Source organism: Rhizobium sp. F40D2 (genome assembly GCF_051810745.2).
GTDB lineage: Bacteria > Pseudomonadota > Alphaproteobacteria > Rhizobiales > Rhizobiaceae > Rhizobium.
Genome location: NZ_CM131436.1, coordinates 2019422 through 2043491, shown reverse-complemented (window position 1 = coordinate 2043491; position 24070 = coordinate 2019422). Strand labels below are relative to the sequence as shown.

At 61.9% G+C, this 24070-nt stretch carries 24 protein-coding genes and 1 tRNA gene; 11 read left to right on the top strand and 14 right to left on the bottom strand.

What is annotated here, in order from left to right:
* Window positions 1-63: 63 nt before the first annotated feature.
* The 6 genes from ACS4RS_RS09880 to ACS4RS_RS09855 form a co-directional block, all read right to left on the bottom strand.
* A complete protein-coding gene (locus ACS4RS_RS09880) occupies window positions 64-231 on the bottom strand; it encodes a Flp family type IVb pilin (protein WP_003590018.1) in 168 nt (55 codons plus the stop codon).
* Window positions 232-300: 69 nt separating this feature from the next.
* Window positions 301-618 (bottom strand): hypothetical protein, encoded by a 318-nt coding sequence (locus ACS4RS_RS09875; protein WP_439011112.1) that lies wholly within the window; start codon window positions 616-618, stop codon window positions 301-303.
* Between the two features lie 230 nt (window positions 619-848).
* Window positions 849-1283, bottom strand: coding sequence for an 8-oxo-dGTP diphosphatase MutT (gene mutT / locus ACS4RS_RS09870; RefSeq protein ID WP_449313970.1), 435 nt, complete (start codon window positions 1281-1283; stop codon window positions 849-851).
* Complete coding sequence (locus ACS4RS_RS09865) at window positions 1261-2067, bottom strand: GNAT family N-acetyltransferase (RefSeq protein ID WP_439011114.1); 807 nt, start codon at window positions 2065-2067, stop codon at window positions 1261-1263. The genes mutT and ACS4RS_RS09865 overlap by 23 nt, the downstream gene beginning before the upstream one ends.
* Entirely contained in the window at window positions 2048-3289 is a 1242-nt protein-coding gene (gene argJ, locus ACS4RS_RS09860; RefSeq protein WP_439011858.1) for a bifunctional glutamate N-acetyltransferase/amino-acid acetyltransferase ArgJ, read from the bottom strand. Before argJ ends, ACS4RS_RS09865 begins: the two co-directional genes overlap by 20 nt.
* A gap of 219 nt (window positions 3290-3508) precedes the next feature.
* Entirely contained in the window at window positions 3509-4390 is an 882-nt protein-coding gene (locus tag ACS4RS_RS09855) for a peptidylprolyl isomerase (protein ID WP_003590012.1), read from the bottom strand.
* Window positions 4391-4636: 246 nt separating this feature from the next.
* On the opposite strand from ACS4RS_RS09855, the gene secA reads away from it, so the two are divergent.
* From secA to ACS4RS_RS09840, 3 genes are all read left to right on the top strand, one after another.
* Window positions 4637-7354 (top strand): preprotein translocase subunit SecA, encoded by a 2718-nt coding sequence (gene secA / locus ACS4RS_RS09850; RefSeq protein WP_449313958.1) that lies wholly within the window; start codon window positions 4637-4639, stop codon window positions 7352-7354.
* Window positions 7355-7533: 179 nt separating this feature from the next.
* Entirely contained in the window at window positions 7534-8949 is a 1416-nt protein-coding gene (locus ACS4RS_RS09845) for an oligosaccharide flippase family protein (RefSeq protein ID WP_439011116.1), read from the top strand.
* Window positions 8950-10227 carry a GNAT family N-acetyltransferase gene (locus ACS4RS_RS09840; RefSeq protein WP_439011117.1) on the top strand — a complete coding sequence of 426 codons (1278 nt, stop codon included), beginning with the start codon at window positions 8950-8952 and terminating at the stop codon, window positions 10225-10227.
* A 5-nt stretch (window positions 10228-10232) separates the two neighbouring features.
* Here the strand turns inward: ACS4RS_RS09840 and ACS4RS_RS09835 are convergent, their stop codons facing one another.
* Complete coding sequence (locus tag ACS4RS_RS09835) at window positions 10233-11864, bottom strand: AMP-binding protein (RefSeq protein WP_439011118.1); 1632 nt, start codon at window positions 11862-11864, stop codon at window positions 10233-10235.
* 265 nt (window positions 11865-12129) lie between these two features.
* Between ACS4RS_RS09835 and ACS4RS_RS09830 the strand changes: the two genes are divergently transcribed.
* Window positions 12130-13110: an aldo/keto reductase gene (locus tag ACS4RS_RS09830; protein ID WP_439011119.1), complete on the top strand. Its 981-nt coding sequence runs from the start codon at window positions 12130-12132 to the stop codon at window positions 13108-13110.
* Between the two features lie 168 nt (window positions 13111-13278).
* The gene (locus ACS4RS_RS09825; protein WP_439011120.1) at window positions 13279-14076 is read left to right on the top strand and encodes a methyltransferase domain-containing protein; all 798 of its coding nucleotides are present in this window, start codon (window positions 13279-13281) and stop codon (window positions 14074-14076) included.
* On the opposite strand, the gene ACS4RS_RS09820 is transcribed toward ACS4RS_RS09825, so the two are convergent.
* The gene (locus ACS4RS_RS09820; protein WP_439011121.1) at window positions 14077-14655 is read right to left on the bottom strand and encodes a TetR family transcriptional regulator; all 579 of its coding nucleotides are present in this window, start codon (window positions 14653-14655) and stop codon (window positions 14077-14079) included. It abuts the gene before it with no gap.
* Window positions 14656-14784: 129 nt separating this feature from the next.
* Between ACS4RS_RS09820 and ACS4RS_RS09815 the strand changes: the two genes are divergently transcribed.
* Both ACS4RS_RS09815 and ACS4RS_RS09810 read left to right on the top strand, forming a co-directional pair.
* Window positions 14785-16080, top strand: a complete 1296-nt coding sequence (locus tag ACS4RS_RS09815; RefSeq protein ID WP_439011122.1) for an MFS transporter — start codon at window positions 14785-14787, stop codon at window positions 16078-16080.
* Between the two features lie 127 nt (window positions 16081-16207).
* A tRNA-Leu gene (locus ACS4RS_RS09810) sits at window positions 16208-16292 on the top strand.
* Between the two features lie 198 nt (window positions 16293-16490).
* Here the strand turns inward: ACS4RS_RS09810 and ACS4RS_RS09805 are convergent.
* Both ACS4RS_RS09805 and ACS4RS_RS09800 read right to left on the bottom strand, forming a co-directional pair.
* Complete coding sequence (locus ACS4RS_RS09805) at window positions 16491-16778, bottom strand: hypothetical protein (RefSeq protein WP_003589997.1); 288 nt, start codon at window positions 16776-16778, stop codon at window positions 16491-16493.
* A gap of 168 nt (window positions 16779-16946) precedes the next feature.
* Window positions 16947-17231 (bottom strand): hypothetical protein, encoded by a 285-nt coding sequence (locus ACS4RS_RS09800; RefSeq protein ID WP_439011123.1) that lies wholly within the window; start codon window positions 17229-17231, stop codon window positions 16947-16949.
* 212 nt (window positions 17232-17443) lie between these two features.
* Here ACS4RS_RS09800 and ACS4RS_RS09795 point away from each other — a divergent pair, with 212 nt between their 5' ends.
* Window positions 17444-19192 carry a cation:proton antiporter domain-containing protein gene (locus tag ACS4RS_RS09795; protein WP_439011124.1) on the top strand — a complete coding sequence of 583 codons (1749 nt, stop codon included), beginning with the start codon at window positions 17444-17446 and terminating at the stop codon, window positions 19190-19192.
* Between the two features lie 43 nt (window positions 19193-19235).
* Here the strand turns inward: ACS4RS_RS09795 and ACS4RS_RS09790 are convergent, their stop codons facing one another.
* A complete protein-coding gene (locus tag ACS4RS_RS09790) occupies window positions 19236-19520 on the bottom strand; it encodes a hypothetical protein (protein WP_439011859.1) in 285 nt (94 codons plus the stop codon).
* A 260-nt stretch (window positions 19521-19780) separates the two neighbouring features.
* On the opposite strand from ACS4RS_RS09790, the gene ACS4RS_RS09785 reads away from it, so the two are divergent.
* On the top strand, window positions 19781-20371 hold the full coding sequence (locus ACS4RS_RS09785; protein WP_439011125.1) for a YqaA family protein: 591 nt from the start codon (window positions 19781-19783) through the stop codon (window positions 20369-20371).
* Between the two features lie 18 nt (window positions 20372-20389).
* Window positions 20390-20905, top strand: a complete 516-nt coding sequence (locus ACS4RS_RS09780) for a disulfide bond formation protein B (RefSeq protein ID WP_439011126.1) — start codon at window positions 20390-20392, stop codon at window positions 20903-20905.
* Here the strand turns inward: ACS4RS_RS09780 and ACS4RS_RS09775 are convergent, their stop codons facing one another.
* Complete coding sequence (locus ACS4RS_RS09775) at window positions 20906-21463, bottom strand: HNH endonuclease (RefSeq protein WP_003567029.1); 558 nt, start codon at window positions 21461-21463, stop codon at window positions 20906-20908.
* A gap of 111 nt (window positions 21464-21574) precedes the next feature.
* Window positions 21575-22267, bottom strand: a complete 693-nt coding sequence (locus ACS4RS_RS09770) for a DNA-3-methyladenine glycosylase family protein (protein ID WP_439011127.1) — start codon at window positions 22265-22267, stop codon at window positions 21575-21577.
* On the opposite strand from ACS4RS_RS09770, the gene gluQRS reads away from it, so the two are divergent.
* Complete coding sequence (gene gluQRS, locus ACS4RS_RS09765; RefSeq protein ID WP_439011128.1) at window positions 22266-23147, top strand: tRNA glutamyl-Q(34) synthetase GluQRS; 882 nt, start codon at window positions 22266-22268, stop codon at window positions 23145-23147. The genes ACS4RS_RS09770 and gluQRS overlap by 2 nt on opposite strands.
* Here the strand turns inward: gluQRS and ACS4RS_RS09760 are convergent.
* Complete coding sequence (locus tag ACS4RS_RS09760; RefSeq protein ID WP_439011129.1) at window positions 23112-24035, bottom strand: YhjD/YihY/BrkB family envelope integrity protein; 924 nt, start codon at window positions 24033-24035, stop codon at window positions 23112-23114. The two genes, gluQRS and ACS4RS_RS09760, sit on opposite strands and share 36 nt — an antisense overlap.
* Window positions 24036-24070 lie beyond the last annotated feature (35 nt).

Here is a 24070-nt window from a genome sequence, read left to right as displayed (position 1 = left end):
TGCCGAAAACTGGGAGCGGTTTTCGGACAACATCACGCTGCAACAGTTGAGCCAACTGCTGCTTCAGTTGACGGTCATATTGTTGTTGATCACGTTGAAGACGTTCTGCAGGGCGCCGGTGAAGAAGCCGAGACCGGAGACGAGCGCGGTGCAAATAATGGCGGCGATCAAGCCGTATTCGACCGCCGTCGCACCTGCGTCGTCCGCAAGAAATGCCTTAAAAATACGCATTACCCCAACCCTTAACGCAAACTGACAGCAAATGAGCATTCCACGGCCATCAGGAGACGGCCGGCATTTTCAGCAGCCGGCGCCGACGCCGTAGCCCTGGACGACACAGACCGAGCCGGGTGTATCCTGGAGGATGCTGCGGCGGATCGTATAACGCTTGCCGCTTTCGCTCTTCGGGATCGATCCCGTCGTCATCGTATCGAATTCCGCCGGCGCGCTGGCAAATACGCTCTTCTTCGAGGAATCCGCAAGCATCGGTGTCAGGATAAGCGTCAGGGCGACCACCGCCGTGCCGAACAGAAGGGCGATATTGAGTGCACCCGTCCTGCGCGAGGCAGACGAAACCCGTTCCTTTTCCCGGACAGCTTTCCAGAAATCATCGTCCATGACGTCAAGCCTTTTAATACACGCACGCCAGATGCTTGATTGAGGCCGATCTTTGGCAGAAGGTGTTAAACGATCCATTAATATCCACAGCCGAAAACGGCGTGGCGTGATAATAATCAGGTAACGCTAATGCATGTCGCCTGGAAGTGGGCCGTGGCTCCAGGATAACGACATGCCATGCAATTAAATTTTGAAGCGCGTCGCACGAATCAAGTTCAACGAGACGCGCTTTAAAGTAAATCCTGCAGCATCGGGATCAGCGGCTCGTCGGCCGGCGGCATCGGGTAATCGCGCAGCGCCTGCGGACGCACCCATTTCAGCGCCTGGCCCTCACGGCCATGCGGAATGCCGTCATAGCGCCGGCAGATATAAAGCGGCATCAAAAGGTGGAAGGTCTCGTAGGAATGGCTGGCGAAGGTCAGCGGCGCGAGGCAGGCGATCTTGGTCGTGATGCCGAGTTCTTCCTCGAGTTCGCGCACCAGCGTTTCCTCCGGCGTCTCGCCGGGTTCGACCTTGCCGCCGGGAAATTCCCACAGCCCGGCCAAAGACTTTCCCTCGGGACGCTGTGCCAAGAGGATACGCCCATCGGCATCGATCAGCGCACAGGCGGCGACCAGCAATATCTTCCGGCCATTGCCTCGCTCATCGCGGCTCCTGCTGCCAATAGCAATAATGATAGGCGTCGCGAAAACCCAGCCGTTCATAGAGTGCGATGGCCGGGCGGTTGGACAGTTTTACCTGCAGCCAGGCCGAACGGGCGCTGCGCATGCGCGCCCAGCGCAGCGCCGAGGTCAGGATCTCGGTGCCGAGCCCCTCGCGTCGACGCGTCTCGGAGACCGAAAGCGACATGATGCCGGCAAGGTCGTTGTCCTGGACGCAGAGCACGGTCGCCAGCGGCCCGTCCGCCGCATTTTCAATCATGAACAGGCCCGACGGCGGCTTGATCGCGGAAATGATTTCGGCAAGCGCGGGCTTCAGCGTCAAAGGCGCTCCATCGACGGCAAGGTTGGCATCGACGAAACGGCCGACGTCGTGTGTCGGCAGATGATCGAGCGTATCCGGCAGCTCCGCTTCGGCAAGATCGCAGGTCATCACGACCGTCTCGTCGAATTGCTTCCAGTTCTGCGCACGGAGAAGATCGATCAGCACTGGCGAGGCAAGCGGCGTCTGGCGGATGACGGCGGCACGGCCATAGGCCTCGAACTTCCGGCTTGCCTTTTCCAGGCGGATTTCGACGTCGCGATAATCCGAGGGGTCGAGCGGCACGATCGAATTCAGCCGGTTGGACGGGTGGCCGGCCGTCAGCCGCACCTGCCAGCTGCCGTCATATTGCACGGACGCCGCCGGCCAAGCGCGGAAGCCGACGGCCTCCAGCCTGCGCACCAGCGGCAGATTCTGTGAAAAAATGGATGCCTGCACCAATGAACGATCAGCTCCGATAGTCGCCATTGATCGCAACATATTCCTTGGTGAGGTCGCAGGTCCAGACGGTTGCCGTGCCGGTGCCGAGGCCGATATCGACTTTGACGGGGATATCCTGCGCTTTCATGACATTCGTGGCCGCTGCCTCGGAATAATCCGGGTCACGCTCGCCATTGACGGCGACCCTGACGTCGCCGAACCAGATGGCGAGCCGGTCGCGGTCGGCCATCTCGCCGGATTTGCCGACGGCCATGACGATGCGGCCCCAATTGGCGTCTTCGCCGGCCGCCGCCGTCTTGACGAGAGGCGAATTGGCAATCGACAGCCCGATGCGCTTGGCGGCGGCATTGCTCTCGGCGCCCGTCACGGTGATTTCGAGCATCTTGGTGGCGCCCTCGCCGTCGCGCACCACCTGCAGCGACAGATCCTTCAGCACTTCGTTGAGAGCAGCGCGAAAGGCGGCAAGGTGCGGATCGTCGGCGCGTTCGATACGGGCCTGGCCGTCCTCGGCCGCAGCCCCAGTCGCAAACAGCATCAGCGTATCGGATGTGGAGGTGTCGCTGTCGACGGTCATGGAATTGAAGGTCGGGCCGACGCCATCGGAGAGCAGCACCTGCAACGCTGCGGGCGCAATATCGGCATCGGTGACGACGAAGGAGAGCATCGTCGCCATGTCGGGCGCGATCATGCCGGCGCCCTTGGCAATGCCGTTGATCGTCACGGCCACGCCGCCGATCTCGGCGCTGCGGGTCGACACCTTTGGATAGGTGTCGGTCGTCATGATCGCCTTGGCGGCCTCGAACCAGAAATCGCCGGTGGCTTCGGTCTGCATTTGGTCCAGAACGCCGGCGAATTTGGTGGCATCGAGCGGCTCGCCGATGACGCCGGTCGAGGCGAGGTACACCTCGTTTTCGCCGCAGCCGACGGCAGATGCTGCCGACTTCGCCGTCAGCTCGGTCGCCTGGCGGCCCTTCAGGCCGGTGAAGGCATTGGCATTGCCTGAGTTGACGACGACCGCACGCGCGCTGCCATGCGGCAGGTTGGCACGGCAGAAATCGACCGGCGCCGACGGGCATTTCGAGCGGGTGAAGACGCCCGCAACGGCGGCCGGCTTGTCGAACACCATCATCAGCACGTCGGTGCGGTTCTTGTACTTGATGCCGGCGGACGCCGTAGCCATGCGCACACCGCGCAGCGGCGGCATCGAGACGAAGGATTTCGGAGCGAGCGGAGAGACGGAACCGGACATGATGAAACCTGCCAATGGGCATTTCCAGGCGAAATCGGCAGCGGTTCGCCGTCCGGAAATGCGACAACAACAACGATATTACAGCGCCGCGCGTCTTTTCAGACGCGCAAAGGACGCTGTAAGACTTTAAAATTGCTGCATAATTTTGCCCTTAAATCGATTCCGATTTAAGGAATTATGCAGTAAAGGGCCCGGAAAAACCGGGCCCTGATGCGATCATTAGGGCTTCGGCGCTGGCGCGACGGGCTCACTGCCCGGCTCCGGCTGCTTGTTGGCCTGGTCGTAACCCTTGCGCAGCGTCTCGTCGCTGATTTCGATCTTGGCCGAGGCCTTCGCCTTGTTCAGAAGCTCAAGATATTTGTCGCGCATGACGAGCTGACGAACCTGATCTTGCACCTGCTCGAAGGGCGGCGGCGGGGCGTCGCGCTTATCCTCGACCTTGATGACGTGATAACCGAAATCGGTTTTGACGGGCGTCTTGGAATAGGTGCCCTTTTCAAGCGCGAAGGCTGCATCCTCGAATTCCTTGACCATGCGGCCGCGCGAGAAATAGCCGAGGTCGCCGCCTTCCGACTTGTTCGGATCGGTGGACTTTTCCTTGGCGAGCTCGGCGAAATCCTTGCCGGCATCGAGCTGCTTGATGATGTCTTTGGCTTCGTCCTCGGTCTTGACGAGGATATGACGGGCGTGGACTTCCTCCTGCTTCGGCAGGGCGGCGACTTCCTTGTCGTAGCGGGCCTTGACTTCTTCGGGCGTCACGATGTCGACGACATGCTTCTTGAAGTAGGCGTTGTGCAGCTCGCGGTCGGTGAGATACTGCATGCGCTTCTTGAATTCGTCGGTCTGATCGAGCTTCTCGGCCGCAGCGTCGGCGGCAAGCAGCTTCACGTCGATGGCGGCGGAAAGGGCTGCGACCTTCTTCTGGTCGTCGGGCAGCTGTGCCAGCTGCGGATCGAGATTGGCGACGGCAAGGTCGAGTTCCGACTGGTGAATCTCCAGATTGCCGACCTTGGCGATGACCGCGTCATCGGCATAGGCCGGGGCCTGGAGCGCAACAAAAGTTGCGAACGCCAGAACGGCAAGTTTGTTGGTGCTCAACATGAAATACCCTTCACAGTTACATCGCCGGTTTCAGCATCGCCTGAATCGAGCCCAAAATAGCCATCAACACCGGATTGTGGCCTTTCTGTATCCGCCAAATCCGTTGACATCATTCGACCCCCCTCTTATCTGTCACGCAACCTCGCGTCCAGAACAGTTTCCGGGCGTTTTAAGCCGCGCGCCTGATTTTCGGCTGGGCCGCGAACAACAAACGTCGGGGATGAATATTGAGAAAGGACCAGTCATATGGTCAGCTTTGGCGGTATAGCCCGCAAGTTATTTGGGTCCTCCAATGACCGCCGCGTGCGGTCTTTCCAGCCGAACGTCGCTGCCATCAACTCTATCGAAGAGAAGACCAAGGCCCTGACGGACGAGCAGCTCGCGGCAAAGACCGTGGAGTTTCGTGCCCTGCTCGCCGAGGGCAAGACGCTCGACGACATTCTGATTCCGGCCTTTGCCGTCGTGCGCGAAGCCTCGCGCCGCGTTCTCGGCCTGCGGCCTTTTGACGTACAGCTGGTCGGCGGCATGATCCTGCATTCGAATGCGATCGCCGAGATGAAGACCGGCGAAGGCAAGACCCTCGTCGCCACCCTGCCGGTCTATCTGAACGCGCTGTCCGGCAAGGGCGTGCACGTCGTCACCGTCAACGATTACCTCGCCCAGCGCGATGCCGCGACCATGGGCCGCGTCTACAGCTTTCTCGGCATGACCACCGGCGTCATCGTCCACGGCCTATCCGACGAGGAACGCCACGCGGCCTATGCCTGCGACATCACCTACGCCACCAACAATGAACTCGGCTTCGATTATCTGCGCGATAACATGAAGTACGAGAAGAACCAGATGGTCCAGCGCGGCCACAACTTCGCGATCGTCGACGAAGTCGACTCGATCCTCGTCGACGAGGCGCGCACGCCGCTGATCATCTCCGGTCCGCTCGACGACCGCTCCGAACTCTACAATACGATTGACGCCTTCATTCCGTTGCTCGTACCCAGCGATTACGAGATCGACGAGAAGCAGCGCTCGGCCAACTTCTCCGAAGAGGGCACCGAGAAGCTGGAAAACCTGCTCCGCCAGGCCGGCCTCTTGAAGGGCAACGCGCTCTACGACATCGAGAACGTCGCGATCGTCCACCACGTCAACAACGCGCTGAAGGCTCACAAGCTTTTCCAGCGCGACAAGGACTACATCGTCCGCAACGACGAAGTCGTCATCATTGACGAGTTCACCGGCCGCATGATGCCGGGCCGCCGTTATTCGGAAGGCCAGCACCAGGCGCTCGAAGCCAAGGAAAAGGTGCAGATCCAGCCCGAAAACCAGACGCTGGCCTCGATCACCTTTCAGAATTATTTCCGCATGTACGCCAAGCTCGCCGGCATGACCGGCACGGCGCAGACCGAAGCGGAAGAATTCGCCAACATCTACAATCTCGATGTCATCGAGGTCCCGACCAACCTGCCGATCAAGCGTATCGACGAGGACGACGAGGTTTACCGGACCTTCGACGAGAAGTTCAAGGCGATCATCGAGGAGATCCTCGACGCCCATAAGCGCGGCCAGCCGGTGCTGGTCGGCACCACCTCGATCGAAAAATCGGAGCTGCTCGCCGAGCGCCTGCGCAAGCAGGGCTTCGATGACTTCCAGGTGCTGAACGCCCGCTACCACGAGCAGGAAGCCTATATCGTCGCCCAGGCCGGCGTCCCCGGCGCCATCACGATCGCCACCAATATGGCCGGCCGCGGTACCGACATCCAGCTCGGCGGCAACCTCGACATGCGCATCGAGCGCGAACTCGGTGAAGTCGAAGCCGGTCCGGAGCGGGAAGCCCGGATCCAGGCGATCGTCGAGGAGATCAAGGAACTCAAGCAGAAGGCGCTTGCCGCCGGCGGTCTCTACGTCATCGCCACCGAACGCCATGAAAGCCGCCGCATCGACAACCAGCTGCGCGGCCGCTCCGGCCGTCAGGGCGACCCCGGCCGCTCGAAATTCTACCTCTCGCTTCAGGACGACCTGATGCGCATCTTCGGCTCCGACCGCATGGACAGCATGCTGACCAAGCTCGGCCTCAAGGAGGGCGAGGCGATCGTCCATCCCTTGATCAACAAGGCCCTGGAGCGCGCCCAGAAGAAGGTCGAAGCCCGCAACTTCGATATCCGCAAGAACCTCTTGAAGTATGACGACGTTCTCAACGATCAGCGCAAGGTGATCTTCGAGCAGCGCCTCGAACTGATGGAATCGACCAATATTTCCGAAACCGTTTCCGACATGCGTCGTGAGGTGATCGAGGATCTGGTCGACAAGCACATCCCCGAGCGCGCCTACGCCGAGCAATGGGATGCTGCCGGCCTGAAGACCGGTGCTCTGAACATCCTCAATCTCGACCTGCCGATCGAGGACTGGGTAAAGGAAGAGGGCATCGGCGAAGACGATATCCGCGAGCGCCTGACGCAAGCCACCAACGCCGCCTTCACCGAAAAGGCCGAGCGCTTCGGCGACGACATCATGCATTATGTCGAACGCTCGATCGTCATGCAGACGCTCGATCATCTCTGGCGCGAGCACATCGTCAATCTCGACCATCTGCGCTCCGTCATCGGCTTCCGCGGCTATGCCCAGCGCGATCCGCTGCAGGAATACAAGTCGGAAGCCTTCGAGCTGTTCACCAGCCTCCTCAACAATCTGCGCGAGGCCGTGACCGCCCAGCTGATGCGCGTCGAGCTGGTGCAGCAGGCCCCTGCTGAGCCCGAACCGCCGCTGATGCAGGCCCATCACCTCGATCCGACCACCGGCGAAGACGATTTCGCCCCGGCGATCTACCAGGCATCGGAAGTCGTCGTTTCGCCGGAGAACCGCAATCCGGACGACCCGGCCACCTGGGGCAAGGTCGGCCGCAACGAGACCTGCCCCTGCGGGTCCGGCAAGAAATACAAGCATTGCCACGGCGCCTTCGAACAGGTCTGAGGTAAGCCGCAAAGATCCTGAAAATGCCGCCTTCGGGCGGCATTTTCTTTTCCGCGGCGACGCCGGAAAACCGCAATTTCAGCATCGGCCGGCAAGCCTGATCCGGAACCGTTTCTTAACCCTGTTCTGTCAAGACTTCGGGACGATTTGCCTGACTTTCAGAGTTTTGCGTGTTCATCATGGCGGTCATAGAAACAGCGGAAAAGATGTTGCCCGCGGGTCTGCGCCCGATCGGCGGCCGCATGTTGCGCATGCTTGCGGCCGTGCTCACCGAACGTGGTGAGAAGGCTGCCGCTCAGCGCATGGCGTTGACCGCCTTTTCGATCCGCATCCTCAGTGCAGCCCTTGCCTTCATCTCCCAGATCGTGCTTGCCCGGCTGATGGGCGAATATGAATACGGCATCTTCGTTTTCGTCTGGGTTCTGGTCGTCGTCTTCGGCGATCTGTCATGCCTTGGTTTCCACACCGCGATCATCCGCTTCCTACCGCAATACAGGGCAGCCGGCGCCTTCGAGGAAATCCGTGGCCTCACCGGCACGGCGCGCATCTTCGCGCTGCTTTCGGGCACGGCGGTGCTCGCCGCCGGCATGCTCGGGCTGCATTTCTTCGGCCATATGATCCAAGTCTATTATCTCGTCCCGATCTTCCTCGGCCTGCTCGCCATGCCGATGATCGCGCTCGGCGACATTCTGGAAGGCACGTCGCGGGCAAACCACTGGCCGGTCATGGCGCTCAGCCCGGTCTATATCGTCCGCCCCATCCTGATCATCGCCTTCATGCTGGCCGCCATTGCCATCGGCGCCGAGCATACGGCCGTCACCGCGATGCAGGCAGCACTCGTCGCGACTTTCGTCACCGCGCTCGGCCAGTATGCCGCAACGCTCTATCGCCTTCGCCGGCATTATGACGAAGGCCCGCGCAAAATCGATTTCCTCGCCTGGTTCAGCGTCGCCTTTCCGATTTTCCTGATCGAGGGCGTGAGCTTCCTGCTCACCAATTCCGATGTCGTCGTCGTCGGCATCTTCCTCGAGCCGCACGACGTCGCCATCTATTTCGCCGCTGCCAAGACGATGGCGCTGGTGCATTTCATCAATTTCTCGGTCAAGGCAGCCTCCGGCCCGCGCTTTTCCTCGATCATCGCCGAAGGCGACCACGCGCAGCTGGCGACTGCCGCCATCGACGCCGCCCGCTGGACCTTCTGGCCGGCACTCGGCGTCGGCCTTATGGTGCTCGCCGCCGGCCATCTTCTGCTGTCGCTCTTCGGCGGCGCCTTTACATCGGGTTATCTGGTCATGGCGATCCTGCTTGCCGGCATCCTTGCCAAGTCTTTGGTCGGCCCAGCCGAAACGCTGCTGATGATGGCCGGCAAGCAGAATCTCTGCGTCGCGCTCTACGCCGGCGCGCTGACTGCCAATGTCGGTCTCAACCTCGCTTTGATCCCGCATTACGGCATCGAAGGCACCGCGATTGCCACGGCTTCGGCCATGGCGATCGAGGCAATCCTGCTGCATCTTGCCGTGCGCCGCGCGCTCGGCATCGTCCTTTTCGCCTTTGCCAGCCCCTCCGCCGCAACGCCAGAAATGAGAGTTCGATAGATGGTGCGTATTCCTCCCGTTACCGAAAGCACCGACAGCATTGCCAACCGCATGGTGCATGATCTGGCCGCGCTGCATTTCGAAGCGCCGCGGGCCGAGGCGCGCGCCGAGATCGGTCGGCCGGGGCGCGAACTCTGCCTCTATCCCGGCAAGCTCGGCTATGAACTTCAGGAAGAACTCGACTTTCTCTCCAACCGGGCGATGGAACCGAACGTCTTCTTCTCCGGCCGCTTCCTCGCGCCGGCCATGCCGCGGCTCGAAGACCGGCAGGTGAACTTCGCCTTGATCCGCGACCACAATGCCGGCCGCAGCCGCATGCGCTTTCTGATGCCGTTTTCGGTCGACAAGCCGGGTTTTGCCGTCGGCCCGTCGATCATCCGCGGCTGGTCGAACAGCTTCGGTCCGCTCGGGACGCCGCTGGTCGACAGCGAGGATGCCGCCGAGACCCTCGACAATCTCTTCGAGGGACTGACCGCCCGTGACCTCAATCTGCCCGGAATCGTGGTCCTGCCGGATCTCAGGCTGAACGGTATCTTCGTGCGTATGATCAAGGCCGTGGCGCTCAGCCGCAATCTTCCCGTTACCGTCACCAATCCCTATTTGCGCCCGATGCTGCAGAGCGACGAAGAGGCGCCGGCCTATCTCGGCCGCACCATCTCTTCCTCGCACATGCGCGAGATGCGCCGTCAGTGGCGTCTGCTGGAGGAACAGGGAACGGCGGTTTATGCCGTCGCCCGCCAGCCCCGCGAAATTCACATCCGCTTCGAAGAATTCCTGGCGATGGAAGCCGGCGGTTGGAAGGGCAAGCGGCGAAGCGCGCTGGTCACCGATCGCTATCATACCGCCTTTGCCCGCGAGGCGGTGTCGAACCTTGCCGCCGTCGATGCCGTGCGTATTCACACGATCGATCTCAACGGCAAGGCGATCGCCGCCATCGTCGTGCTGATGATGGGTGGCGAGGCCTATACGTGGAAGACCGCTTATGACGAGAACTATGCCCGCTATTCGCCGGGCAAGCTGCTGATGAGCGAACTCACCGAATGGCATCTCGACGACGCCAATATCGTCCGCTCCGATTCCTGCGCCGTCTCGGATCACCCGATCATGAGCCGCTTCTGGCATGAGCGCGAGGAGATGGGAACGCTGGTGATCGGCCTGACGCAGAACAGCGACCGCGACATGCGCCAGGTCTCAGCCCAGCTCCATATGTACCGCAGCACCCGCAACATGGCGAAAATGCTGCGCGAGAAGATCATGTCGCTCGCCGGCCGGGGCTAGCACGGCTAACCTTCGGCCGCCGCCCTCTCGCGCAGCAGCCGGCGGATCACCTTGCCGGTGGTCGTCAGCGGCAAGGCATCGATGAATTCCACCTCGCGCGGATATTCATGCATTGAAAGCCGCGTCTTCACCCATTCCCTGATATCGGCGGCCAGCGCCTCGCTTGGCTGATGGCCCGGCGACAGGACGATATAGGCCTTGACGATCTCGGTGCGCACCGCATCGGGTTTCCCGACGGCGGCGGCAAGCTGCACGGCGGGGTGGCCGATCAGGCAATCCTCGATTTCGGTCGGGCCGATGCGGTATCCGGACGAGGTGATGACATCGTCGTCGCGGCCTTCGAAGGTGACGTAGCCGCCGGCATCCTGCCGGCCGATATCACCGGTGAGCAGCCAGCCTTTGGCGAATTTTCGCGCCGTCGCCGCCGCATCGTCCCAATAGCCCAGGAACATGACGGGATCGGGACTGGCGATGGCGATCTGGCCCGGTTCGCCCGCCGGCAATTCGTCACCGGCTTCGCTGACGATTGCGACGCGGTGTCCAGGTACCGCCCGGCCGATGGCGCCAGCCCTCGTCACGCCATGCACAGCGCTCGACGAGAGCACGAAATTGCATTCCGTCTGGCCGTAGAATTCGTTGACCGTGATGCCGAGCGTGCGCTGCGCCCATTCATAGGTCTCGCGGCCGAGCGCCTCTCCGGCCGAGCCGATGGTACGCAGCACCAGATCGTATTTCGAACGCGGATCGGCAACGGATCGCATCAGCCTCAATGCCGTCGGCGGAATGAAGGCGTTGCGCACCCTCATCTCGGCCATGATGCGGTAGGCCATGTCGGCGTCGAATTTCTGCGCCGGCGACGAGACGACGGGAACACCGAGCAAAAGGCTCGGCAGCAGCGCGTTGAGCAGCCCGCCGGCCCAGGCCCAATCGGACGGCGTCCAGACCTTGTCGCCTGCTTTCGGAAAACCCTCATGGGCAAACTGCATGCCGGGAATATGGCCGGGCAGGACGCGGTGGCCATGCAGGGCACCCTTCGGCGGCCCTGTCGTTCCCGAGGTGAAAATCATCAACGCCGGATCATCCGGACCGGTCTTGACGACATCGAAGACCGGGGAATTGCCCTCCACCAGTTCGCCGAAGGTGGCAGCGTCGGCACTCGCCCCATCGATGCTGACGATATGTTTCAGCATCGGAAGGTGCTCGCGGATCTGCCGGATGCGCTGGAGGCCGAAGCCATTGGTGACGACGGCCGCCACGCCTGCCGCCTTCAGCCGGTACTCCAGCGCCTCGACGCCGAAGAGCAGCGCCAGCGGCAGCGCGATCGCGCCGGTCTTGTAGATCGCCACATGCGCGATCACCGTCTCGAAGGATTGCGGCAGCAGCAGCGCGACGCGATCGCCGCGTTTTATGCCAAGCGAAACCAACGCATTTGCAAAGGCCGAGGAACGGTCGGCGAGCGCGCGATAGGTCATACTGCGGTGAGGTCCGTCCGGGCTAAAATGTTCGAGGCAGACCTGCTCCGGCGCCCTCGCCGCCCAGTCGTCGCTGACGGCGCGGCCGATATTGAAATCCTCGGGAATCCGCCACGAGAAATCGCGATAGAGATCGTCGTAGCGATTGTGGGACGGCAGTATCATAGGCGAAATCCAGTGAATGCTGCACCAGCTAACACCTTGTGCTGCAAATGCGCAAGCGACCGGTCCGGACGGCGATGACCGGCCCCGGCTTCAAAGCCCATCACGCATTGTTGTGCGCATCGCCGGACGGATTCTTCGCCGGGCGCCCTGCGACTTTACCGGTTTGCGCACTAGATCATGGAAGGCCGCCCACGGGCATCGGATTTGGGGGCATCGGATTTGGGCCAACCGATTGGGGTCAGCAAATACATCACGGAGTTATTTCATGGAATATGCAAAATTTGGGAAGACCGGCCTCGAAGTCTCGAAAATCTGCCTTGGCTGCATGACCTTCGGCGATCCCGGCCGCGGTAATCATGCCTGGAGCCTGCGGGAAGAAGAAAGCCGGGCGATGATTAAGCAAGCGATCGACCTCGGCATCAATTTCCTCGACACCGCCAACACCTATTCGAACGGCTCCTCCGAGGAGATCGTCGGCCGCGCCATAAAAGATTTCGCCAAGCGCGAAGACATCGTGCTGGCGACCAAGGTGTTCAACCGCATGCGGCCGGGCCCGAACGGCGCCGGCCTGTCGCGCAAGGCGATCTTCGACGAGATCGACAACAGCCTGCGCCGCCTCGGCACCGACTATGTCGACCTCTACCAGATCCACCGCTTCGACTATACGACGCCGATCGAGGAAACGCTGGAAGCGCTGCACGACGTCGTCAAATCGGGCAAGGCGCGTTATATCGGCGCCTCCTCCATGTATGCCTGGCAATTTGCCAAGGCGCTCTACGTCTCCAGGCTGAACGGCTGGAGCGAATTCGTCAGCATGCAGGACCATCTGAACCTGCTCTACCGCGAGGAAGAGCGTGAAATGCTGCCGCTCTGCGAGGATCAGAAGATCGCCGTCATCCCCTGGAGCCCGCTTGCCCGCGGCCGCCTGACCCGCGACTGGGACGAGGCGACGGCGCGCAGCGAAACCGACGAATTCGGCAAGACGCTTTATACACAGTCCATCGATGCCGACCGCAGAATAGTCGAGGCGGTGGCCGAGATCGCCAAGGCTCGCGGCGTCTCTCGCGCCCAGGTCGCAACCGCCTGGATCATGCAGAAGAGTGCGGTGACCGCTCCGATCATCGGCGCTTCCAAACCGAACCACCTGACCGACGCCGTTGCCTCGCTCTCGGTCAAACTCACCAGTGAGGAAATCGCCGCATTGGAAGCACCCTACATCCCGCACGCCGTCGCCGGTTTCAAATAGCCGCCGATCCGCTTCGGCTTTCAACCATCACGACAAGGCCCCTCCCCGTTCGCGGAGAGGGAGATCGCTTTCGTTGCGGCGTCCTTCCATCGGCCAGGCCCGCCGGACATCACAAGACAGTCACAGTTCGGCCTTAGCGAATGCCGAGATATCGAGGAATCACTCGCCATGACCACCGTTCCTTTCGAACCCCGACGCTTCCGCACCACCGCCGCCTATTACAGCCGTTTCCGCGTTCCCTATCCCGATGCGCTGATCGAGCGCGTGACCGCCAGAACCGGCCTTCGGCCGGGCGATCGTCTGCTCGATCTCGGCTGCGGGCCGTGCCAGATCGGCATCGCCTTCGCACGCCTCGCCGGCGCCGACGTCACCGGCCTCGATCCGGAGCCGGAAATGCTGGAAACAGCCCGCGACAATGCCGCGGCAGCCGGGGTCCGCGCCGAATTGGTCCTCGGCTCCTCCTATGATCTCGGCCCGGCCTTCGCGCCGCTGAAGATGACTGTCATGGGCCGCTCGTTCCACTGGATGGATCGCGCCGCGACGCTTCAAGTGCTGGACACGCTGACCGAGCCGCGCGGAACGGTCGTCCTTTTCGGCGATCGCCACATCTCCGCCTCGCCGGCCTGGCGCGAGACCATGGAGAGCGTGTCCGAACGGCTGTCGCCGGAAGAGATGCGGGCCGAGCGGCAGCTCCGCCGCGGGCCGGACTTTGGAAAGCACGAGGAATTTCTGCTGCGCTCCGCCTTCCGCAATCTCGAACACATCGGCATCGTCACAGAGCGGGTCATCGATGCCGATGAGATTGTCGGCCGTGCCTTCTCCATGTCCGTCACTTCGCCGCAGGCCCTCGGCGACCGGACGATGGAATTCGAGCAGACGATGCGAAGCGAGCTGGCCGCTCTTGCACCGGATGGAAAATTCACCGAGATCGTCGAAAGCAACGCTCTCATCGCCTTCCGCGACTGATTATATCCGGCTGCCGGGATCGAGCTGCCGGCGCATCGTCACCAGAAACTGCTCGGCAAGCGCCCGGTCCTCGACCGCACGGGCGAGGATGACGGCGCCCATCATCGAGGAGAGCGTCGTGGCGGCATTGGCGCGGCGTTCCTCTTCGCTCTCGCCGGGAACGATATCGGCGAGCGTATCGACCAGCACGGAGAGCCCGTCGCTGAACACCGCCCGCACCGCACCGCGGCTGCGGCTGACCTCCTGGATCAGCGTCGCGAAGACGCAGCTGCCGCCCGGATCGTCGACCGTTCGCCAGTGGATATAATGGTCGAGAAGCGATTCCAGCGGCCGGTCCGGAGAATCGGCGATATGCTGCTTCCAGCGCGTTTCGACCCTGTCGATCAGCTTGCGGCTGACCTCCAGCGCCAGGTCGTCCTTCGACGCGAAATGACCGTAGAAACCGCCATGTGTCAGCCCCGCCGCCTTCATGATGTCGGCGACGCCGACGCCGTCGAAACCATTCTCGCGAAAGAGCACGCCGGCAACGCCCAGGATCCTCTCTCGGTTTTCGGCAAATTTCTCGCGGCTGACCCGCATTTTTAAACTCCAGAAATAGTCGCTTGACAAAATATATGATGCCCATCATCAATAGGCAAGAAATATGATGACCATCATGTAAATCATTCCCGTATCTTCCCGAAGCTGAATCCGAACGGAATCTCGCCCATGGTTTCCACAGCCCTTGCCTCCACCCTTGCCCGGCGCAACATCCACTACGGCTGGGTCGTCGTTGCCGCAACCTTCCTCACCATGCTGGTCACGGCCGGCGCCATGGGCGCACCCGGCGTTCTCATCAAACCGCTGCAGGACGAGTTCGGCTGGGAGACCTCGCAGATTTCCTCGGCCCTTGCGATCCGCCTGATCCTTTTCGGTTTCATGGGTCCGTTCGCCGCCGCCTTCATGAATTATTTCGGCGTCCGCAAGGTCATCGTTTTCGCCCTGGCTCTGATCGGCGCCGGTTTTATCGGCTCGCTGTTCATGACCAAGCTCTGGCATCTATTGGCGCTCTGGGGCATCGTCGTCGGCTTCGGCACAGGTCTGACGGCCATGGTGCTCGCGGCCACGGTCTCAACCCGCTGGTTCACCAAGCATCGCGGCCTCGTCGTCGGCATGCTTTCGGCGAGCTCTGCCACCGGCCAGCTCGTCTTTCTGCCGCTGATGGCGGAGCTGACGGAGCGCTACGGCTGGCGATCGACGGTGTTTTTCGTCTGCGCCATGATCATGGTCGCAGCTTTGGCCGTGCTGGCCTTCATGCGAGACCGGCCGGCCGACCTCAACCTGCCGTCCGTCGGCGAAACGCAGGTGACACCGCCGCCGGCAGGCACCTCGCTCGGCGTCGCGCTGATGACACCGATCACCGTGCTGAGGGAAATCTCCAAGACCTCGACCTTCTGGATCCTGTTTGCCACCTTCTTCATCTGCGGGCTCAGCACCAATGGCCTGATCCAGACCCATTTCGTCACCCTCTGCGGCGATTTCGGCATCGTGCCGGTGGCCGCCGCCAGTGTGCTGGCAGTCATGGGCATCTTCGATTTCTTCGGCACGATCGGCTCCGGCTGGCTGTCGGACCGCTTCGACAATCGCTGGCTGCTGTTCTTTTACTACGGCTTTCGCGGCCTCTCGCTGCTCTATCTGCCCTTCAGCGATTTCAGCTTTTACGGCCTCTCCATCTTCGCGGTCTTCTACGGCCTCGACTGGATCGCCACCGTGCCGCCGACCGTCAAGATCGCCGCCGACCGCTTCGGTCGCGAAAAGGCAGGCCTCGTCTTCGGCTGGGTCTTTGCCGGTCATCAGCTCGGCGCCGCCACCGCTGCCTATGGCGCCGGCCTGTCGCGCACGGAGCTGTCGAGCTACCTGCCCGCCTTCTTCGTCGCCGGCGCCTTCTGCCTGCTGGCCTCGATCCTGGCGATCACGCTGAAGAAGTCCGGCCTGACCAGCCCGGCACCCGCCACTGCCCATTGAGAATAGATATATGGCTCCGGCCTCGAAACACGGCCGGAACTCTCTACCGGATCAGTCTGATAACTTCACTCGCGCGTCTTGCGCGTGCGGGCGCTCACATGTTAGACAGCCGCCCGTTCACTCCGTTGCCCCATTGGCGGAATTGGTAGACGCGCTCGACTCAAAATCGAGTTTCGAAAGAAGTGCTGGTTCGACCCCGGCATGGGGCACCAGCCTTCGCTCTGTGAGCTTCGGCTCGGCGAGCCGGAGCTCACAGAGCGAAGGCTGTCGCGCCGCAGTTCCATCAGGAACGAAGGCGGACTGGTTCGATAGCGCTCCGGTTGGCAGCACCATCATCTCGAATGCCGCCGCGTAGCCCTTGCTTCAAAGAAAGAGCTGACGCGGGAGAACGAACTCGTATCCGAATAAAACTACTTGTTTTTCAGCAGCCACATCTTGCCGGCCATGGTGATGCCGTAGACGTCTTTCGAGACATCGTCATCCAGATGCCGCCGCTCGAGGAAACCCGGCTCCTTCAGCTCGCCCAGCGTCTTGGCGGTGACCGATTTGATTTTCTGCGGCCGCTCTTTCCAACGGTCGTTTTTCGCATAGGTTACCGTCGCGTTCTGATGCGTCCATTTATTGGCAGGCTGAGGGTAAAGGTCTCCATCCCTGGCCAGTTTCAGTGCGGCGATCTGGGACGGCGTAAGCTCAATCATACTAAAAGATCCTGTGCAGGAGTTGTTTGCGCTGGGAATGCGCTTGTACCAAAGGCGTGCTCATAACACCGACGGACGGGTTTCACCACTGCATTGAGAGTATGCGCGCCGCGAAAGGCGAAAACCCGGCTCTTTGAACCGGGCTTCGTCATTGTCGCGTATTTCCAGTTAATTGCAACGCCGGACGGTTTTGGTCACTTCGCCCTCGTCGGTCTGGCGGGTGACACTTCTGGTTTCGCAGCCGTTGTCGCGATAGCGGCGGTGCTCACGTTCGCGCACCGCACCGAAAGTGACGCCACGCTCGCTGATGGTGATGCCGGGTCTGACCCGTTCATGACGATAACCGTCATCATAGGTACGTTCCCTCACATAGACGCTGTCGGCGAGAACAGGCGCTGCAAACGAGCAGGCGGCAAGGGCCGCTACAGTACAATTCAGGATGATCTTCCGCATGTCGTTTCTCCTTTCTTGATGAAAGGGCAACGAGACAAGACGCAACTGGTTCCAACATCACCGACCGCCCGGGCCTAGCGCAGACCACAGCAGACCAGTTCTACGCCTGATCGCAAGGATTGCGAACAAGGGCCGCCACCCGCCAAATCAACTGTTTAATTTTGCTTGTACTTCGTACAGAGTGGCCGCCGCCATCACAGGAAGGGTCGGACGTGCATCAGGAAGTAGGGCTTATCGCAACGGTCGCCGTCAGTTTCGTTTTCGCGGCGATCCTGGGTTATGGCGCCGACCGGCTACGGCTGCCGCCGCTCGTCGGCTATCTCCTCGCCGGCATTCTGATGGGACCATTCACGCCGGGTTTCATCGCCGATACCGCGCTTGCGGGCCAGCTCGCCGAAATGGGCGTCATCCTGCTGATGTTCGGCGTCGGCCTGCATTTTTCCGCCTCCGACCTGCTCGCCGTGCGCGGGATCGCCGTGCCGGGCGCGATCGGACGCATCATCCTCGCCACCCTTATGGGCATCGGCCTTTGTAAACTCTGGGGCTGGAGCCTCGGCGCCGGCATCGTTTTGGGCCTTAGCCTGTCGGTGGCGAGCACCGTCGTTCTGCTGAAGGCGCTGGAGGAGCGCAATCTCGTCAACGCGCCGAGCGGCCGTGTCGCCGTCGGCTGGCTGATCGTCGAGGATCTGGCAATGGTGCTGGCGCTGGTGCTGCTGCCGGCGCTCGCAGAGCTTCTCGGCGGCAACGCCGCGGCGACGAACAACCACGGCCTCGGCGAGCTTTCCCTGGCGCTGACGATCGGCCTGACGCTCTTGAAGGTAACGGGCTTCGCCGCCATGGCGATCTTCCTCGGCCCTCGCATCGTGCCCTGGCTGCTGACGATGATCGCCCGCACCGGCTCGCGCGAACTCTTCACGCTGACGGTGCTGGCAATCGCCCTCGGCATCGCCTTCGGCTCGGCGGCGATCTTCGGCGTCTCCTTCGCGCTCGGCGCCTTTTTTGCCGGCGTCGTCATGAGCGAATCCCAGCTCAGCCACAGGGCGGCGGCCGACTCGCTGCCGCTGCAGAACGCCTTCTCCGTGCTGTTCTTCGTCTCTGTCGGCATGCTCTTCGACCCATCGATCCTGGTAAGCCAGCCGCTGGCGGTGATCGGCGCGCTGGCGCTCGTCATCCTCGGCAAGGCCATCATCACCTTCCTCATCGTCATATTGCTGCGATATCCGATCGGCCTTGGGCTGACATTGGCCGGCGGCCTTGCCCAGATCGGCGAATTCTCCTTCATCCTCGCCGGCCTTGGCGTCTCGCTCGGGCTGCTGCCGCATGAGGGTCAGGATCTGATCCTTGCCGCCGCAATCCTGTCGATCACGCTTAACCCGATCGTGATCCTGGCGACCGACCGGTTGAAGAAATTTGCTCATTCGAGATGGCCCTCCCTTTGGGAAAGCTACGGCAGGACGAGACAGAAGGTGCTCAGCAAGGAACTGGAAAAGATCAGGGCGCTCGGCGAGGAGCGCGAACGCGAGCATCAACTGAAAATGCAGCAGCTGATCGAGACTTTTCCTTTGTTCTCCCAAGTCAACGAAGACGCGCAGGAGGAACTGCTGCTGCTCTTCAAGGCAAAATCCGCGCCGCCCGGCGAACGCGTCATCCGCCGCGGCGACCGCGGCGACGGCATGTATTTCATTTCTTCGGGGGCGGTTGAAGTCCGGCTCGCCAGCGGCGCTATCCGCCTCGAGCCCGGCGCATTCTTCGGCGAAATGGCGCTTCTGACCGGCGGACGACGCACCGCCGACGTCATCGCCGTCGACTTCTGCCAATTCGAAGTGCTCGAACGGCGCGACTTCAACATGTTCATGTCGCGTCATCCCAATCTGCGCGCCGCAGTCAGCGAAATGGCGCAGAAACGCACGGAGATGAACGACCTGCGTCAGCAATGGGAAAAGTCGATGGACCTCTCCTGAGGCAAGACCGACGCATGTCTGCGAACTGCGATATGCGATTGCCTTAGCCGGCCGGCCAATAGCCGTCGGCGCGGAAATCCTCCGGGATCGGGTCGAGCCGCGACAAGCTCTCGGCTGCAAAATCGATCTGCAGCGACAAATATTTAAGCGACGCCACCATCGGTACGCCGGTCGCAAATTCCCGGATGCGCGATGGATGATAGCCGCTTTCGCTCAGCCGTCGCGCCGCTTCCCGGCGCACATCCTCCCTGCTCGGCCTGCCGCCCTCTTCGGACCGGTCGGCCATGTGCACGGCTTGCCCGCGGCCGCCTTCGATCACTTTGAACATTCTCCTGCCACCCTGCACGTCGCCCCAATTCAGCTGGAGCATGACGTCGTCTAAAAACCGCCCACACTTTTCGACATCACGCTTTGAGACAGCTTGCCGCAGAATGGCCGATTCGCCATCACGTGAAATCTTGGGAGGGGCGGCGGGGCCCGCATCACGAAATTTTTAGGCGGCGGGTGGCACGAAGGACACGGGCGAGCATTTACAGCGCCGCGCACGGCCCCTAAAGATTTTTTGCACCGCAACAGGAAGGGAACGGAATGCTCCGCAGACTTTACGACTGGACCATGTCTCTGGCCGCGCGCAAATCGGCCGAAGTCTGGCTCGCCGTCATCGCCTTCGTCGAAAGCTCCGTCTTTCTCGTCCCCGCCGATGTGCTGTTCCTGCCGATGGCGCTTTCCAAGCCGGAACGCTCCTATCGCTACGCGGTGATCGCGACCATCGCTTCCGTGCTCGGGGGTATCGCCGGCTGGGCGCTCGGCTATTACGCCTATGAGACGGTGGCGCGGCCGGTTCTCGAATTCTACGGCAAGCTCGACGCCTTCGAGCAGATGAAGGCCTATGTCACCTACGAGACGATTCTGTTGCTGCTCGTCACGTCGGGACTTGCGCATCTGCCGCCAATCAAGATCGTCACCATCCTCTCCGGCGTCATTCACGTCAATCTGGGGCTTTTCATTGTTTCGGCGATCGTCGCCCGCGGCGCGCGTTTCCTCTTCCTCGCCTGGCTGCTGCGCCGTTATGGCGAGCCGATCCGGGATTTCATCGAGAAGCGCCTCGGCCAGATCGTCGGCATCGGTGCCACTGCGGTGATCGTGCTATATGTCGGCTACCGCTCTTTCGCTCACTAAATCTCGCGGAGTTCCGCCATGACTGCCACTTCCTCGCCGCTCGCCCGCCCCGGCTTCGTCTATTCCATATTGCTCGCCATCGGCATGGCGGCCGCGGTCGGCACGGCACTTGGTTTCCAATATATCGGCGGCTATATTCCCTGCGCGCTCTGCCTGCTGCAGCGCCAGCCCTATTATTACGCCATCCCGATCGCCATCCTCGCCGCGGTTTCGGAACTCGTCGGCCTGCCGAACTGGATGACCCGTGCGCTCATTCTCGCCGCCGGCATGCTGATGTTGGTCACCGCGGGCATGGGCGTCTATCACGCCGGCGTCGAATGGCATTTCTGGCCCGGCCCGGCCACCTGCTCGACGACGGCAAGCAGCATGACGACCAATGCCGGCGACCTGCTCGGCGAACTCAACACGATCAAGGGTCCGTCCTGCACCGATGCGGCGCTCCGGGTGCTCGGCCTGTCTTTTGCGGGCTGGAACGTGATTGCCGGAATCCTGCTTGCCGCCTTCGCTTTCGTTGGCGTTCGCAAGGCGGCCTGATCAGGGCTGCAGTTCGGTATCCCAGTAGAGATAGTCGAGCCAGCTGTCGTGCAGATAGTTCGGCGGGAACAGCCGGCCGTTATTATGCAGATCCTGCACCGTCGGCTGATAGGGCTTCTGCGCCGGGAACATGCTCGCCTGCTTAGGCAACTTGCTGCCCTTGCGCAGATTGCAGGGCGAACAGGCAGCCACGACATTCTCCCAGGTCGTCTCGCCGCCATGGGCGCGCGGGATGACGTGGTCGAAGGTCAGATCGTCATGGGCGCCGCAATACTGGCATTCGAACCGGTCGCGCAGGAAGACGTTGAACCGGGTGAAAGCGGGATTGCGGGACGGCTGAACGTAGGTCTTGAGGCACACGACGCTCGGAAGCCGCATCGAAAAACTCGGCGAGGAAACCGAATGCTCATATTCCGCAATGATGTTCACACGGTCGAGAAATACCGCCTTGATCGCGTCCTGCCAGGACCACAGCGACAAGGGGTAATAACTCAGTGGCCGGTAGTCAGCGTTCAGAACGAGCGCTGGCAGGGCCTGTGGGGAGACTGCAATCGTCAAGGGACTCTCCTGATCGATTCGGCATCTGCACCTGTATATTAGGCCGGTTGTTACAGGATTGTGAAGTCCAATAAATTCAGAGGATAAAGGCAATTTGAAGAGTGTTGCCGATCAGCCGGTCGGTACCATGTCGCGGCGCGTTCTCGTGGCGTAATAAGCCCAGAAAAGCCGTGCCGCCACTGAGCGCCACGGCGACCAGGCTTCCGCCAGCGCAGTCAGCGCCTTTGCCTGAGGCCGTGCCGCGAGACCGAATGCCGCACCCACGGCATTCTGCAGCGCGACATCGCCGGCCGGAAACACATCGGCATGGCCGCCGCAGAACATCAGATAGACCTCCGCCGTCCACGGACCAACGCCCTTCAGCGCCGTGAGTTCGCCAAGCGCTTCACCAGGCGGCTTCAGGCAGAGCCCGGAAAGGTCGAGGCGGCCGGAGGCAACGGCTTCGGCGATCCGCGAGAGGGTCTCGGCCTTGGCGCGCGACAGGCCGAAGTCGCGCCAGGCCTCGGCGTGAAGCAGCGTGTAACCTTCGGCAGTCAGGAGACCGTCCGCCGGCTGCATGCGCCGCCAGATCGCCTCGGCGCTGGCACGCGACACCATTTGCGAGACGATGATATGGGCAAGGCCGGCAAAACCCGGTTCACGCAGCCGCAGCGGCACAGGCCCGGCATCGGCCGCGATCGGCACAAGCCGCGGATCGAGACGAAGCAGCGCTTCGAGCCCTTGCCTGACGTCGTCTTCGTTGCGGATGATCTGCACATCGCCTCGCAGTGGTTCGAAACCTAAATCCATGGCAGAAGAAAGCATGACCACGAGCGAGCGTCAAAAACCTGTCTTTCGTTTTGCGCCGAGCCCCAACGGGCAGTTGCATCTCGGTCATGCCCTCTCCGCCCTCTTGAACCGCGACATGGCGGAGGCCGAGCATGGCCGCCTGCTGCTTCGCATCGAGGATATCGACCAGACGCGCTGCACGCCCGAGTTCGAGGCCGGCATCCTCAGCGATCTCGACTGGCTGGGGATCGGCTGGGAAAGCCCGGTGCGGCGGCAGTCGGAACATTTCCCCGAATATCGGGCAACACTGCTCGCGCTGATCGAACGCGGCCTGGTCTATCCGGCCTTCCTGACGCGCGGCGAAGTGAAGACGCTCGTCACGGCCTATGAGGCCGCCGGCAGGTCCTGGCCGCGCGATCCAGACGGCACGCCGCATTACCCCGCAAACGATCGCGAGCGCCCGGAAGACGAATGGCGGGATATGCTGACCTCCGGGAAGAAACATGCCTGGCGCCTCGATATGCGCAAGGCGCTCGACCTGATCGGCGAGCTGCTGTTCTGGACCGAAACCGGCGACGGCAGATCGGGCGACATCGCCGCCGAGCCGGAAGTTTGGGGCGATGTCATCCTGTCGCGCTCGGACGCCCCGTCGAGCTATCATCTTTCGGTGGTGGTCGACGATGCGCTCCAGGGTGTCACCCATGTGGTGCGCGGGCTCGACCTCTTCCCCGCGACATCGGTTCACCGGCTGCTGCAGGTGCTGCTCGGCCTGCCGCAGCCCGTCTATCACCATCATCGTCTCATTCTCGACGATGCCGGCCGCAAGCTTTCGAAAAGTCAGGGCGACAGCGGGATTGGCGAATTGCGCGCCCGCGGCATGTCAGGGGCCGATGTTCGCCGCCTTGTCGGGCTCTGATGGCCTTTCCACACGCTGCCTGCCGACAATCGAAAGCGTGTGGGAAAACATCCGGAAGACGCGGAATTTGATCAGCGCCGCATTGATCTCGGCGCCGATGATGAAGATGACGCCGACCATATAAAGGAAGATCAGCACGATCATAACCGAGGCGAGACCGGCATAGGTTGCGGTATAGTTGGCGAAGGTCGCCAGATAATAGGCAAAGATCAGCGCCCCGGCGAGCCAGAGCAGCAGGGTCAGCAGTACGCCCGGAATGACGTCGAAGACCCGCCGCTTGCCGGCCGGCAGCCAGAGATGCATGACCAGCAGCCCGACGGTCAGCACGACGAGCGTGCCGTAGATGCGCCAGCTGAAGACGATGTCGAGCGTATCGGCAAACAGCGGAAACCAGTTCCTGGCATAATCGAGCGCCAATGGCACGGCGACCAGCAGAATGCTGATCGCCGCAAAGATGACCACCGCGATCAGCACATAGCCGAGGCTGGCGAGGCGGGTGAAATACCACGGCCGCGTCTCCTGCACCCGGTAGGCGCGGTTGAGCGAGATACGCAGCGCCTCGACGCCGTTCGAGGCGAAGTAGGCGGCCGCCAGCACCGAGATCGTCAGCAGCCCGCCGCGCGGAATGGTCAGCACCTGCAGCACTTGGTCGGCCAGCGGCTTGGCGATCGCCTCGGGCCAGGTGTCGAAGATCAGATGGATGGCGGTCGAGGAAAATTGATCGGCGCCGAGGAAGCTTGCCAGTGCGGTACCGAAGATCAGGAAAGGGAAAACCGCCAGCAGGCTCGACAGCGCCACATGGCTCGCCATGGCAAAGCCGTCGTCCTCGACCATGTGACAGATCGCATCGTAGACCACGTCATAGATCGTGCGCAGCGCCTTCGGCATTCCGTCCCCAGCTTTCCAGATTGTATCCTCTCGCC

What these genes read in the sequence shown, in the direction of transcription:
- ACS4RS_RS09880 (WP_003590018.1), bottom strand. Translation starts at nt 231, where the DNA reads ATGCGTATTTTTAAGGCATTTCTTGCGGACGACGCAGGTGCGACGGCG.
- ACS4RS_RS09875 (WP_439011112.1), bottom strand. Translation starts at nt 618, where the DNA reads ATGGACGATGATTTCTGGAAAGCTGTCCGGGAAAAGGAACGGGTTTCG.
- ACS4RS_RS09865 (WP_439011114.1), bottom strand. Translation starts at nt 2,067, where the DNA reads ATGGCGACTATCGGAGCTGATCGTTCATTGGTGCAGGCATCCATTTTT.
- argJ (WP_439011858.1), bottom strand. Translation starts at nt 3,289, where the DNA reads ATGTCCGGTTCCGTCTCTCCGCTCGCTCCGAAATCCTTCGTCTCGATG.
- ACS4RS_RS09855 (WP_003590012.1), bottom strand. Translation starts at nt 4,390, where the DNA reads ATGTTGAGCACCAACAAACTTGCCGTTCTGGCGTTCGCAACTTTTGTT.
- secA (WP_449313958.1), top strand. Translation starts at nt 4,637, where the DNA reads ATGGTCAGCTTTGGCGGTATAGCCCGCAAGTTATTTGGGTCCTCCAAT.
- ACS4RS_RS09845 (WP_439011116.1), top strand. Translation starts at nt 7,534, where the DNA reads ATGGCGGTCATAGAAACAGCGGAAAAGATGTTGCCCGCGGGTCTGCGC.
- ACS4RS_RS09840 (WP_439011117.1), top strand. Translation starts at nt 8,950, where the DNA reads ATGGTGCGTATTCCTCCCGTTACCGAAAGCACCGACAGCATTGCCAAC.
- ACS4RS_RS09835 (WP_439011118.1), bottom strand. Translation starts at nt 11,864, where the DNA reads ATGATACTGCCGTCCCACAATCGCTACGACGATCTCTATCGCGATTTC.
- ACS4RS_RS09830 (WP_439011119.1), top strand. Translation starts at nt 12,130, where the DNA reads ATGGAATATGCAAAATTTGGGAAGACCGGCCTCGAAGTCTCGAAAATC.
- ACS4RS_RS09825 (WP_439011120.1), top strand. Translation starts at nt 13,279, where the DNA reads ATGACCACCGTTCCTTTCGAACCCCGACGCTTCCGCACCACCGCCGCC.
- ACS4RS_RS09820 (WP_439011121.1), bottom strand. Translation starts at nt 14,655, where the DNA reads ATGCGGGTCAGCCGCGAGAAATTTGCCGAAAACCGAGAGAGGATCCTG.
- ACS4RS_RS09815 (WP_439011122.1), top strand. Translation starts at nt 14,785, where the DNA reads ATGGTTTCCACAGCCCTTGCCTCCACCCTTGCCCGGCGCAACATCCAC.
- ACS4RS_RS09805 (WP_003589997.1), bottom strand. Translation starts at nt 16,778, where the DNA reads ATGATTGAGCTTACGCCGTCCCAGATCGCCGCACTGAAACTGGCCAGG.
- ACS4RS_RS09800 (WP_439011123.1), bottom strand. Translation starts at nt 17,231, where the DNA reads ATGCGGAAGATCATCCTGAATTGTACTGTAGCGGCCCTTGCCGCCTGC.
- ACS4RS_RS09790 (WP_439011859.1), bottom strand. Translation starts at nt 19,520, where the DNA reads ATGTTCAAAGTGATCGAAGGCGGCCGCGGGCAAGCCGTGCACATGGCC.
- ACS4RS_RS09785 (WP_439011125.1), top strand. Translation starts at nt 19,781, where the DNA reads ATGCTCCGCAGACTTTACGACTGGACCATGTCTCTGGCCGCGCGCAAA.
- ACS4RS_RS09780 (WP_439011126.1), top strand. Translation starts at nt 20,390, where the DNA reads ATGACTGCCACTTCCTCGCCGCTCGCCCGCCCCGGCTTCGTCTATTCC.
- gluQRS (WP_439011128.1), top strand. Translation starts at nt 22,266, where the DNA reads ATGACCACGAGCGAGCGTCAAAAACCTGTCTTTCGTTTTGCGCCGAGC.
- ACS4RS_RS09770 (WP_439011127.1), bottom strand. Translation starts at nt 22,267, where the DNA reads ATGCTTTCTTCTGCCATGGATTTAGGTTTCGAACCACTGCGAGGCGAT.
- ACS4RS_RS09760 (WP_439011129.1), bottom strand. Translation starts at nt 24,035, where the DNA reads ATGCCGAAGGCGCTGCGCACGATCTATGACGTGGTCTACGATGCGATC.